This is a genomic window from Arenibacter sp. S6351L, from assembly GCF_023016025.1.
Lineage (GTDB): Bacteria > Bacteroidota > Bacteroidia > Flavobacteriales > Flavobacteriaceae > Arenibacter > Arenibacter algicola_B.
In genome coordinates this window covers 38,973-50,739 of the sequence record NZ_JALKBB010000032.1, presented here as the reverse complement: position 1 = coordinate 50,739, position 11,767 = coordinate 38,973, and the positions used below count along the sequence as shown (strand labels likewise).

At 40.8% G+C, this 11,767-nt stretch carries 11 protein-coding genes; 7 read left to right on the top strand and 4 right to left on the bottom strand.

The features are described 5' to 3' along the window. Nucleotide 1: 1 nt before the first annotated feature. Nucleotides 2-604 carry an HAD family phosphatase gene (locus MWU82_RS20540; protein WP_247097745.1) on the bottom strand — a complete coding sequence of 201 codons (603 nt, stop codon included), beginning with the start codon at nt 602-604 and terminating at the stop codon, nt 2-4. After that, nucleotides 597-1,646 carry a bifunctional diaminohydroxyphosphoribosylaminopyrimidine deaminase/5-amino-6-(5-phosphoribosylamino)uracil reductase RibD gene (gene ribD / locus MWU82_RS20535; protein ID WP_247097754.1) on the bottom strand — a complete coding sequence of 350 codons (1,050 nt, stop codon included), beginning with the start codon at nt 1,644-1,646 and terminating at the stop codon, nt 597-599. Before ribD ends, MWU82_RS20540 begins: the two co-directional genes overlap by 8 nt. A gap of 42 nt (nt 1,647-1,688) precedes the next feature. On the opposite strand from ribD, the gene MWU82_RS20530 reads away from it, so the two are divergent. The 7 genes from MWU82_RS20530 to MWU82_RS20500 all read left to right on the top strand — a co-directional run bounded on the left by MWU82_RS20530 (nt 1,689) and on the right by MWU82_RS20500 (nt 8,391). After that, the gene (locus MWU82_RS20530) at nt 1,689-2,174 is read left to right on the top strand and encodes a GNAT family N-acetyltransferase (protein ID WP_215946259.1); all 486 of its coding nucleotides are present in this window, start codon (nt 1,689-1,691) and stop codon (nt 2,172-2,174) included. 69 nt (nt 2,175-2,243) lie between these two features. Beyond that, nucleotides 2,244-3,107 carry a peptide chain release factor N(5)-glutamine methyltransferase gene (gene prmC / locus MWU82_RS20525; protein WP_215946258.1) on the top strand — a complete coding sequence of 288 codons (864 nt, stop codon included), beginning with the start codon at nt 2,244-2,246 and terminating at the stop codon, nt 3,105-3,107. A gap of 101 nt (nt 3,108-3,208) precedes the next feature. Beyond that, on the top strand, nt 3,209-3,790 hold the full coding sequence (locus MWU82_RS20520) for a TIGR00730 family Rossman fold protein (RefSeq protein WP_215946257.1): 582 nt from the start codon (nt 3,209-3,211) through the stop codon (nt 3,788-3,790). Continuing rightward, on the top strand, nt 3,791-5,785 hold the full coding sequence (gene ligA / locus MWU82_RS20515) for an NAD-dependent DNA ligase LigA (protein WP_215946256.1): 1,995 nt from the start codon (nt 3,791-3,793) through the stop codon (nt 5,783-5,785). It abuts the gene before it with no gap. A 96-nt stretch (nt 5,786-5,881) separates the two neighbouring features. Continuing rightward, the gene (locus MWU82_RS20510) at nt 5,882-7,216 is read left to right on the top strand and encodes a Na+/H+ antiporter NhaC family protein (RefSeq protein WP_247097744.1); all 1,335 of its coding nucleotides are present in this window, start codon (nt 5,882-5,884) and stop codon (nt 7,214-7,216) included. 10 nt (nt 7,217-7,226) lie between these two features. Beyond that, nucleotides 7,227-8,060: a fumarylacetoacetate hydrolase family protein gene (locus MWU82_RS20505; RefSeq protein WP_215946254.1), complete on the top strand. Its 834-nt coding sequence runs from the start codon at nt 7,227-7,229 to the stop codon at nt 8,058-8,060. Nucleotides 8,061-8,082: 22 nt separating this feature from the next. Continuing rightward, complete coding sequence (locus tag MWU82_RS20500) at nt 8,083-8,391, top strand: hypothetical protein (RefSeq protein WP_215946253.1); 309 nt, start codon at nt 8,083-8,085, stop codon at nt 8,389-8,391. Between the two features lie 161 nt (nt 8,392-8,552). Here the strand turns inward: MWU82_RS20500 and MWU82_RS20495 are convergent, their stop codons facing one another. Continuing rightward, nucleotides 8,553-9,329 carry an NIPSNAP family protein gene (locus MWU82_RS20495; RefSeq protein ID WP_215946252.1) on the bottom strand — a complete coding sequence of 259 codons (777 nt, stop codon included), beginning with the start codon at nt 9,327-9,329 and terminating at the stop codon, nt 8,553-8,555. Nucleotides 9,330-9,455: 126 nt separating this feature from the next. Further along, nucleotides 9,456-11,765: an FdhF/YdeP family oxidoreductase gene (locus tag MWU82_RS20490; protein WP_247097743.1), complete on the bottom strand. Its 2,310-nt coding sequence runs from the start codon at nt 11,763-11,765 to the stop codon at nt 9,456-9,458. Nucleotides 11,766-11,767 lie beyond the last annotated feature (2 nt).

Sequence of the window (11,767 nt, the reverse complement as noted above, 5' to 3'; positions counted from 1 at the left end):
ACTAAAGTCTATCCTTTAAATGAACCACATCTTCCTTGCCCACCAAAAGGTTCCAGGTTTTTATACCTAATTCATTGGCCGCATCTGTATTTTCTTTGGTGTCGTCAATAAACAGTGTATGCTGCGGGTTTAAATTATTTTGTTCCAGAACAAATTGAAATACTTCGTGGTTTGGTTTTCTCAATTGGATTTCGTGTGATAAATAAAACTGTTCAAACAAATTTTTAAATCGATCAAAACTTTCATTGCCCATAATCTTGGTTACATGTGGAATGTGCAAGGCATTGGTATTGCTTAAAAGGAATAATCTATACCTGTTTTCTTTTGCCAAGTTTTCCAGAAAGTTCAGGCGATATTCTGGGAAATCCAATAACATGGAATTCCAAATATCGGTAATAGCCTGTAGACTAAGGTGTGGAAAATCAGGTTGTAGTCTCTCTACAAATTCCTGTGGACTAATTTTACCAACTTCGAAGTCCTCGTTAATAGTATGGTATTTCGGTAAAAATTCTTGGATGCCATTATCTTGCAATGCTCTAAAAACTACCTGTTTGTCCAGGTTGATGAAGATGTCCCCAAAATCGAATATGATGTTTTTAATCATGTTTTAAGAGTGTTAGTATGTCCGATTCTATTTGCGTTTCCTTTTCTAGGAAGCCATGGATTCTAGGAGATTTCAGGCCTTCCTCAAATTGACTCTTGCCCTTAAAGATCCTGGCCTCGTCCCATAATTGAGAGTCTATAAAGCTTTGTAGTGTTTTGGCTCCTCCTTCAATGATAACGCTTAGAATTTCATGTTTATGTAGGATGGTACAAATTTGGATAGCCAAATTATTTTCAAAATCAATAACCTCATATGTAATTCCGTGTTGTGGATTTTTGGGCAGATGGGCGGTGATGATGATGGTTTTTATGCTTCCATCCAAAACATTGTGTTTATTGCTGATTTTCAACTCCCTGTCCAAAACAATTCTAATTGGATTCTGCCCTTTCCAATGCCGAACGTTTAACTTGGGGTTATCGGCCAATACTGTATTGGTCCCGACCAAAATAGCCTGTTCCTGACTACGCCATTGGTGGACCAGTTGTTGGGAGTATGGATTGCTGATCCAATATGGTTCGGGATTGTTACGTCTTTTATCTTGGCTGGGAGCTATGAAGCCATCGGCTGTTTCTGCCCATTTCAAAATAATATATGGTCTCTTTTTGATATGATAGGTCAAAAACCGTTTATGGTGTTCCCTGCATTCTTTTTCCAGGACACCCACGATAACATTGCAGCCTGCAGCTTTTAGTTTTTCCACACCCTTGCCGGCAACTTTTTCATGTGGATCCAAAAGGCCTATAACAACATTGGGAATCTGATGCTTAATAATAAGGTCTGCACATGGAGGTGTTTTTCCATAATGGGAACATGGTTCCAGGGTAACATATAATGTAACTTCTGTTAGAAGCTTCTTGTCCTTCACTGAATTTACAGCATTTACCTCTGCATGTGCACCACCATAGGGACTGGTGTAGCCCTCTCCTATAATTTTGCCTTTATGTACAATAACACTGCCCACCATAGGATTGGGAAAGGTAGTTCCCAGGCCATTTTTGGCCAGCTGTATACATCTTGAAATATATTTTTCGTGTATCTTCACCTCGTAAAAATAGAACAATATAAGTAGATTATTGGTAATCATATGTTAGTCACTACGATAAGGGAAATTCAGTCCAATGACAATGAGGAGGTTGCCAGGGTAATCAGAAAAGTTCTAGAAGACCTGGGAGTTCCTAAAGTGGGTACCGCTTATGCCGATAAAGCCTTGGATCGAATGTTTGAAAATTATGACGTGCCAAGGGCCGATTATTTTGTGGTAGAGGAAAACGGTAAGATTATTGGTTGTGCCGGAATTGCCCAGTTGGAGAATTACGATGGCAACGTATGCGAATTGCAGAAAATGTATTTCCTGGAAGAGGCAAGGGGAAGGGGATTGGGGGTTAAAATGATCAATCTATGTCTGGATAGAGCTACCGAATATGGCTATGAACACTGTTATTTGGAAACCATGCCCTATATGGAAGACGCTCAAAAATTATATTTAAAGACCGGGTTTCATTATATAAAAGAGCCAATGGGTAATACCGGTCATTATTCCTGTCCTGTTTGGATGCTTAAAAGTTTATAGACATAGTTTTAACCATTATGGATCCATTTTTGGGTACATGATGATTACAATGTTTGCCAAAAATTGAGAATGTTATTAAAAGAAATTAAAAACATTTACCATTTAGAACTAGACCCTCTTTTTCCAAAAGAGGAGGTGGATAGTTTCTTTTATTTGGTAATAGATCATTATTTGGGTTTGGAAAGGTTTGTTTTGGCCGTGCAACCTAATCTTGTGGTGTCCAAAGATAATGAGGAACCATTGTTTTATGCATTGAGCCAATTAAAACAAGAACGTCCTATTCAATACATTTTAGGGAAGGCCCATTTTTGTGAACTTGAGTTTCGTGTGGATGAAGACGTTTTGATACCCAGGCCCGAAACGGAGGAATTGGTTTATTGGATTATAAATGAGATTGGTACCCAGAATTCCCTGGAAGAGATAAAAATACTGGATATAGGTACAGGTAGTGGTTGTATTGCCATCTCCCTGGCCAAAAACTTGCCCAATGCCAAAGTGTATGCCCTGGATATATCAAAAAAGGCGTTGCAGGTGGCAGAACAGAACGCTATGGCAAATGATGTGGACATAGTCTTTTTGGAAGCGGATATTTTATCTATTGAGGGATTTAAAGATAAATTTGATGTGATAGTATCCAACCCTCCCTATGTTAGGGAATTGGAGAAATTGGAAATGAAAAATAATGTCGTGGAGCACGAACCCGGTTTGGCTCTTTTTGTTTCCGATCAGGATCCTTTGGTTTTCTACAAAAAAATAACACGCTTTGCCTTGAGTCACCTAGAGAAAAGTGGGGTCCTATTTTTTGAGATAAATCAATATCTTGGCGAAGAAATGAAACAACTTCTGGAAGCGGAAAATTTTTCCGAAATTGAACTCAGAAAAGATATGTTTGGAAATGACAGAATGTTAAAAGGGCAGCTCAATCCTAATTGAATAGGTGGAAATAGCAGCCATGGCCATGGCACCCTGCAAGCCCGGGGAATTAAAAAAGATATAGTCACTAATATTTTCCTAAGTGGAAAGTTCAATAATTTATGGAGAGCATAGTCGTATTTTGTGGAAGTAGTGAGGGCAATGACCCGGAAATAGTGGAATGTGCTTATGAGTTGGGAGCAATTTTTGCAACGGAGGGTATTACATTGGTCTATGGTGCCGCAAAAATAGGTATTATGGGTAGGTTGGCGCAGGGAGCCCTGGACCATAAGGGCAAGGTTATAGGTGTTATCCCCGATTTTTTAAAATTAAAGGAAGTATTTCATACAGGACTTACCAAACTTATAATTACTGAAAATATGCATCAACGAAAATTAAGGATGCATGACCTCTCCGACGGAATTATTACGCTTCCAGGGGGGTATGGTACCATGGAGGAGCTATTTGAGATGATTACCTGGGCTCAACTTGGGCTGCATCAAAAACCTATTGGCCTTTTAAATATTAATGGGTTTTATGATGAATTGCTCGCTATGTTGCGTACCATGGTAAGTAAAGGATTTTTGAAGCAGGAATATTATGATATTTTGTTGGTTGATAATTCTATTGACGGACTTTTACATAAAATGAAAAATTACCAACCCTTGCCATTGCCAAAATGGATTAAAAAGGATCAGCTATAAATGGAAATCAAACAAAAAATAGAAAACCTTAGAACAGAGTTACGGGAGCATAATTATAATTATTATGTATTGGACAATGCCACTATTTCCGACTTTGAGTTTGATATGAAACTAAAGGAGCTACAAGCTCTTGAAGCAGAACATCCCGAATTTTATGACCCTAGTTCCCCTACCTTAAGGGTGGGTGGGACAATTACCAAAAATTTTGAAACGGTGGTTCATGAGCACCGCATGTATTCCTTGGACAATTCATACTCCAAAGAAGATTTGGAAGATTGGGAAAAAAGAATTCAAAAAATATTGGGTGATGCCCCAGTTGAATTTACTTGTGAACTCAAATATGATGGGGCTTCCATTAGTTTAACGTATGTAGATGGGCAGTTGGTAAGGGGGTTGACCCGTGGCGACGGATTTCAAGGGGATGATGTTACCAGCAATATAAAGACCATTAGATCGGTTCCCTTACAATTAAAAGGTGATTATCCTCCCAAATTCGATATTCGTGGGGAGATAGTACTGCCTTTCGAGGGTTTTGCAAAAATGAACCAAGAGAGGATAGAGAATGGGGAAGATCCCTATATGAACCCTAGAAATACGGCTTCGGGAAGTTTAAAATTGCAGGATAGCTCTCTGGTCGCCGAAAGGCCCTTGGACTGCTTATTGTACAGTATAGTTGGAGTAAATTTGGGAATAGAGTCCCAATTCCAAATGTTGGAGAAAGCAAGATATTGGGGTTTTAAAGTCCCAAAAGCGGCTAAATTATGTAAAACCACGGATGAGGTTCTGGAGTTTATAGAATATTGGGACAAACACAGGCATGAATTGCCCTATGAGACGGACGGGGTGGTCATTAAAGTGAATAGTATTCAACACCAAGAGGAACTGGGGTATACTTCCAAATCCCCGCGCTGGGCCATGGCCTATAAATTCAAGGCAGAGCAGGTCTCCACGGTGTTAAATGAAATTACCTACCAAGTTGGGCGTACTGGGGCTATTACCCCTGTTGCCAATTTGGAGCCAGTGCTTCTGGCGGGTACTACAGTAAAAAGGGCATCATTACACAATGCAGATCAAATAGAAAAACTCGATATTAGGGAAGGGGACACTGTCTTTGTGGAAAAAGGCGGAGAAATAATTCCGAAAATAGTGGGGGTGGATTTTACTAAAAGACCTATTCATTCCCAGCCAACCAAATACATAGATCATTGTCCGGAGTGCCATACCCCCTTGGAACGTACCGAGGGAGATGCCAAACATTATTGCCCCAACGAATATGGATGTCCTCCCCAGATTACGGGCCGTATTCAACATTATATTTCGCGCAAGGCGATGGATATCGAGGGTCTTGGAGGGGAAACCGTTGAGCTTCTCTTTAAGGAGGGTCTTATTGAGAATTACGCAGACCTCTATTTACTTACCAAAGAACAATTGATACCCCTGGAACGCATGGCTGAAAAATCGGCCGAAAATCTGGTAAAAGGCGTTGCCGAATCGGTCAAAATTCCATTCGAAAGGGTGCTGTTTGCCTTGGGCATAAGGTTTGTAGGGGAAACCGTGGCCAAGAAATTGGCACGGGCCTATAAAAATATAGATGGCCTCATGATTGCTTCCGTGGAGGAATTAATGACGGTCGATGAAATTGGCCAACGTATTGCAGAAAGTGTGGTATCATTTTTTCAGAACGGGATCAATATGGAAATTATTTCCAGATTAAGGGGGTACGGAGTGCAATTTGAAGTGTCTGCCGATAAACTGGAGAATCAGACCGATTTCTTAAAGGGACAGACCTTCGTGGTATCTGGAGTGTTTGAAAACTTGAGTAGGGATGAACTTAAAAAATTGATCGAGGACAACGGCGGCAAGGTAGGCTCTAGTATTTCTTCAAAAACTTCTTATCTTGTGGCAGGGGACAAGATGGGTCCCAGCAAAAGGACCAAGGCCGAAAGTTTGGGCGTCCCCATTATTTCGGAGACCGATTTTCTGAATATGTTATAATTAATATATCCAGGGGAATACAAAATGAATAGTGCTAGAAGTAAAAAAAAAATAAGGGTATATGAGGGTAAAAGATATTTGTACTAAATCGTAATTATGTATACCATACTACTTCTTCTGCTTTGTATTGCATTCATAATTGTGGCTTCGACCCGTTTTAAACTTCACCCATTTCTGGCGTTGCTTGCCGCTAGTTTATTATTTGGTATTTTTTCTGGACTCCCATTGGATGAGCTCATAAAAACCATTAATGATGGTTTTGGAAGCACCATTGGTGGCATTGGGATTATCATTATCGCGGGTTTAATTATAGGGACTTTTCTGGAAAAATCGGGCGGAGCCTACACCTTGGCCAACCTGGTCTTAAAGATTATTGGCCCCAAGCGCGTACATATGGCCATGGGTTTTATAGGTTATTTTGTATCCATACCAGTATTTGCCGATAGCGGTTTTATTATCGTCTCCCCATTAAATAGGGCGCTTACCAAAAAGGCAAAATTGTCCTTGGCGGGAACAGCGGTGGCCTTGTCACTTGGTTTAATGGCTTCCCACACTATGGTGCCCCCAACTCCCGGACCCATTGCTGCTGCAGGAATCTTAGGAGCCGATTTGGGTCAGGTTATCCTCTTCGGCCTAATGACCAGTATACCGGCCTTATTGGTCTGCATTTTATTTGCCAAAAAAATAGGTTCTAAAATTTTTATTGATCCCGCGCCAAAGCTTACGGAGGAGCAGATCAATTCCCAGTTAAAAAACGCACCATCGGTCTTTAAATCCTTTATACCTATAGTAGTTCCCATTATTCTTATTGTGTTGAGGTCATTTGCCGAATATCCCACTATGCCGTTTGGGGATGGAACTTTTAAGTATGCCATAGGATTTGTGGGTAACCCAGTGGTGGCCCTTTTGATCGGAATGGTACTGTCCTTTACCCTGCCCAAGAAATTGGATAAGGAAATGTTGAGCACCTCGGGATGGATAGGGGAGGCACTTACTTCCGCAGCCATTATTATATTAATAACAGGGGCCGGAGGGGCATTTGGAAAAGTACTGCAGACTTCGGACATTAGTTCCTTGCTGGAGAACAATGTCTCCAATGGAAATTTGGGGATATGGCTACCATTCCTAATTGCTGCAGGTATTAAGACCGCCCAGGGTTCCTCTACGGTAGCTATAATTACAACAGCTTCGATAATTGCACCTTTGATGCCTGCAATGGGTTTTGATACCGAGGTTTCAAAAGCATTGGCGGTCATTGCCATTGGCGCTGGTGCATCCCTGGTCTCCCATGCCAACGATAGTTTCTTTTGGGTAGTAACCCAAATGAGTGATATGAAGGTAAATCAAGGATATAGAACACATAGTTTAGGGACTGCCATTTTGGGCTTTTCTGCGATGATCGTTTTAACCATAATCAGTTTAATAATCTAATCTTTATAGAATGAAAGTTTATAAGACCAACCAAGGAGTTTTGATCCAAAATGACCAGAAATTTTATCTAATCGATAAGGAATGGGATTCATTTATTACCGATGATGCCATTTACGACAATACACTAAATTTAATTTCCAAGCTTGACCCTATTGAAAATAGCGCTACCATATTGAACGACAGTTTAATGCCACCGGTGGGACGCCAAGAAATTTGGGCATCCGGAGTAACATACTATAAGAGTAGGGAAGCCCGCATTGAAGAATCCAAAGATGCAGGTGGTGGCGATTTTTATGACCGTGTCTATAATGCGGATAGGCCGGAATTGTTTTTTAAAAGTACGGCTAGTCGGGCAGTAGGGCATAAGCAGGATGTTAGGATCAGAAAGGATTCCAAATGGAACGTTCCGGAACCGGAACTGACTTTGGTAATAACCCCAAATGCAAAAATAATAGGTTATACCATTGGTAATGACATGAGCTCTAGGGATATTGAAGGTGAAAATCCCTTATATCTTCCCCAGGCCAAGAGTTATGACGGTGCAGCGGCTGTAGGTCCGTGTATTTGGCTGAGCAAAGAACCTATTTCAATGGATACCAAGATAAAAATTGAAATTGTCCGTAAAGGTAATACCGTGTTCGAGGGAGAGACCGAGGTGGGTCAAATGAAAAGAAAACTTACCGATCTTGTTCATTATTTGTATCGTGAAATGTCCTTTCCTTTTGGAAGCCTTTTAATGACGGGTACAGGAGTAGTGCCTCCCGATTCTTTTACCTTGGATCATGGGGATGTTGTTAACATTACGGTCGATTCGATCGGTACCCTATCCAATACCGTAGCTTAATTGTCCATATAAATAAAGTGTGATGTCCGTTCCAAAAAGTATTGACGAGTTTAATGCAAGCTTATCGCAACAATCGGCACCATCTACATGGCCTGAAGCTTTACGCGCCATGTGGTTCGATGCCAAGGGTGATTGGGAGTCTTCCCATGATATTGCACAGGACCTACATAATACCAATGGAAGCTGGATCCATGCCTATCTGCACCGAAAGGAAGGAGATAAGTTTAATGCCGGATATTGGTATAGAATGGCCGGAAAGAAATTTCCTGATATAAACCTGGATGACGAACAACTACAATTGGTGGAATATTTTTTAACGCAACAGCGATAGTAATGGTTGTTTCGTGCTAAATGTTTTGTCCTTATTAAATAAAATTAATAGGCCGTGATATAGTTTCACGGCCTGTTTTGTTATAAAGGATTTTTAACCCCAACAACCAACAATGATTTGCTCCTTTATTTCCTGTTTAAGGAAATGCTGCGGAGCTATTATCAATAATCAGAATATTCAGTAGGGTAGAAAAAGCGGGTGACGTTTTTGGAAACGTTGTTTTGGTAATTGGGGTCTGTTTTTATTTTGGTCCACACCGGTGAGTCGGAAAAGGATTTCCAATGGGCATCCCTACTAGCCTGATTTTCAAATGTGGTCATGTACATTAGGTTGGGCATTGTTGCGCCTGACAAAACCTCACCATAGAAAACAGCATTAAAGCCTAAATTGTCGAAAAGGTTTACTTCCCCACCTTTATTGAACATGTCTACTTTGTTGATGTATTTGGCCTCTGTTGCCGATTCATAACTTCTTAATTCATAGATACGGTCTTTACGGGGGCCACTTAAAGGCGAAGGCTTCATCTTGGGCATATCCACAAAGGCTTTTAAAAGAACAGATTCAACCCGGCTATAGGGTGGGTTTTTATAAGGAGCATCCAAAAAGTCTTTGGCTGCTGCCATATAAACTTTATCCTTTTGAAGTTTGGTCTCTATTGTTTCCAAATCACCAAGACCTTTCATGGGGATCAAAACTTTTATGCTTCTAGGATTTAAGGAGTCGATTGTTCTTGGCTTAAAAACACCCACGTTCTTTATGTTCAGTTTTTTGAGAGCAGGCAACAAGGCCTTGCTCAAGTATTGGTCCGTGGTATTTTCCTGTTCCTCGGTATCCATGAGGTAGGTCTTTAATTGGTAATATTCCCGTTGCTGGGCTTGGCTATAGGTGTTTATTGTTAATAGCAATAAAAGAACTGAAATATATGCAGTTTTGTACATTGGAATTGGTTTAAGATAAATATTAGATTTTTGGTGCCTGTTAAGTTAGGGCTTTTGAATATAATGTAATAGTTTTTTTAAAAAAACAAACAATGTTGGGTGTATCCCTAAATTGTCATTTTAAGTCTAGGATAAATGTTTCTTAAGCTTAATGACCACCGATTTGGAAGTAGGGGTATTGCTCTTATCGGCAGTACTGTTTAAAGGTACCAGGACATTGGCCTCAGGAAAATAGGTAGCACAGCATTTTTCAGGGATATTGTAAGGCAAAACAATGAACTTTTGCGCTACCCTTTCCGTATTGTTGTGAAAATTATAAAGGTCTACCAAATCCCTTTCCTTGAGGTGGTATCTTTCAATATCCTTGGGGTGCATCAAAATAACCCTTCGTTCATTAAATATGCCCCTATAACTATCATTGAGTCCATAAATAGTGGTGTTAAACTGATCATGACTCCTTATGGTCATCATTAAAAGTTCATCTTCGTCCAAGACAATGGCCTCACTATTGGATATGCTAAAATTGGCCTTTCCACTTGTCGTATTATAGGAATTGTCCCGTGCCCCGTTGGGTAAATAAAAGCCGGAAGGCTGCCTTACCCTTTGGTTGTAGTTCTCAAATCCAGGAATACATTCTTCTATACTGTCCCTTATATAGTCGTAATGTTGTAGGTATTTTTCCCAATCCACTTTGGAGTTTTTTAGGGAGGCCTTGGCCAATTGGCAAACAATGGCAGGTTCGCTTAGCATCTGGGACGATATGGGTTTAAGACTTCCCTTGGAGCTATGCACAACCCCCATAGAATTTTCAACACTTACAAACTGCAATTCGCCGTTGATAAGGTCTTTATCCGTTCTTCCCAAACAAGGTAGTATGATGGCTTCCCTGCCATGGATAAGATGACTACGGTTTAGTTTGGTGGACACCTGTACGGTCAGGTCACATTTTTGAAGCGCTTCGGCAGTAAATAGGGTGTCTGGGGTAGCGGATAGGAAATTACCCCCCATTGCAAAAAAGACGCTGGCTTTGCCGGAATGCATGGCTTTAATACTTTCTACAGTGTCAAATCCATGTTTGCGTGGTGGGTTGAAGTGGAATACTTTCTCCAGCCGGTCCAAAAATGATTGTGAGGGCTTTTCGTAAATACCCATAGTTCGGTCTCCCTGTACATTGCTGTGACCACGAACGGGACAGGTACCGGCACCAGCTTTTCCTATACTTCCCTTTAATAATAAAAGGTTTACGACCTCTTTTATAGTATTCACGGAATTTTTGTGCTGCGTAAGACCCATAGCCCAGCAAGCAATAATCTTATTTTTGTTGCATAAGATTTTGGCCACACTCTGCAGGGTCTGCAGTGGAATTCCACATTCTGCTATTAAATTATTTAGATCCAGTGTTTTTAAGTGTGTTAGGTAATCTTCAAAACCTTGGGTTTTTTCTTTTATAAAATCCAAATCAAAAACAGCCCCAGGACGTTTATCCTCCTCGATCATCATAAGTTTTGCCAAGGCCTGAAGGAGCGCCATATCCCCATTTATTTTTACCTGAAGGTATAGGTCCGTTAATTTCGACTTTATTCCTAGGGCACCTTTTATTTCCTGGGGATTGTTGAAATTTAACAATCCGGTTTCAATAATCGGATTTATTGAGATAATGGTGGCTCCATTTTCTTTAGCTTTTTTAAGGGCACTCAGCATTCTTGGGTGATTGGTGCCCGGATTTTGCCCCAGGATCAGGATAACCTCAGTTTCGTAAAAATCTTCCAGTTTTACAGAGCCTTTGCCTATGCCCAAGGTATCGGTAAGGGCAACGCCACTACTTTCGTGGCACATATTACTGCAGTCCGGCATATTGTTGGTACCGTATTCCCTAACAAAAAGTTGGTAGAGGAAGGCAGCCTCGTTACTTGTCCTTCCCGAGGTGTAAAATATGGCCTCGTCAGGACTTTTTAATTTATTTAGATGATTTGCTATTTTGGAGAAAGCTTCTTCCCAGCTTATTTCTTGATAGTAATCCGAGCCTTCGGGCAAATACATGGGCTGTGCTAACCTACCTTTTTTTCCTATTTCGTAATCGGAAAGCATGGAAAGTTGGGAAACACTGTTTTCCTTGAAAAAGTTGGTGTCCAGTTTTTTGGTAGTGGCCTCTTCGGCAATGGCCTTGGCGCCATTTTCGCAATATTCTGCTATAGAGCTTCGCTCATCGTCCGGGTCCGGCCAGGCACAGCCTGGACAGTCGATTCCGCCTTTTTGGTTGAGGTTGGCAAGTGCTTTTAATCCACGGCCGAGTCCCATTTCGCCAAAAACATGTTTGGCAGATGATATAACAGCAGGAATACCTGCAGCTACTTTTTTGGGTTCCGCGGTTTTTAGACCGGTTAATTTTGCCGGAGCAGTTGGACTAGGACTGGGTTTTTCTAAATTTTTGGCCATTA

What these genes read in the sequence shown, in the direction of transcription:
- MWU82_RS20540 (WP_247097745.1), bottom strand. Translation starts at nt 604, where the DNA reads ATGATTAAAAACATCATATTCGATTTTGGGGACATCTTCATCAACCTG.
- MWU82_RS20530 (WP_215946259.1), top strand. Translation starts at nt 1,689, where the DNA reads ATGTTAGTCACTACGATAAGGGAAATTCAGTCCAATGACAATGAGGAG.
- prmC (WP_215946258.1), top strand. Translation starts at nt 2,244, where the DNA reads ATGTTATTAAAAGAAATTAAAAACATTTACCATTTAGAACTAGACCCT.
- MWU82_RS20520 (WP_215946257.1), top strand. Translation starts at nt 3,209, where the DNA reads ATGGAGAGCATAGTCGTATTTTGTGGAAGTAGTGAGGGCAATGACCCG.
- ligA (WP_215946256.1), top strand. Translation starts at nt 3,791, where the DNA reads ATGGAAATCAAACAAAAAATAGAAAACCTTAGAACAGAGTTACGGGAG.
- MWU82_RS20510 (WP_247097744.1), top strand. Translation starts at nt 5,882, where the DNA reads ATGTATACCATACTACTTCTTCTGCTTTGTATTGCATTCATAATTGTG.
- MWU82_RS20505 (WP_215946254.1), top strand. Translation starts at nt 7,227, where the DNA reads ATGAAAGTTTATAAGACCAACCAAGGAGTTTTGATCCAAAATGACCAG.
- MWU82_RS20500 (WP_215946253.1), top strand. Translation starts at nt 8,083, where the DNA reads ATGTCCGTTCCAAAAAGTATTGACGAGTTTAATGCAAGCTTATCGCAA.
- MWU82_RS20495 (WP_215946252.1), bottom strand. Translation starts at nt 9,329, where the DNA reads ATGTACAAAACTGCATATATTTCAGTTCTTTTATTGCTATTAACAATA.
- MWU82_RS20490 (WP_247097743.1), bottom strand. Translation starts at nt 11,765, where the DNA reads ATGGCCAAAAATTTAGAAAAACCCAGTCCTAGTCCAACTGCTCCGGCA.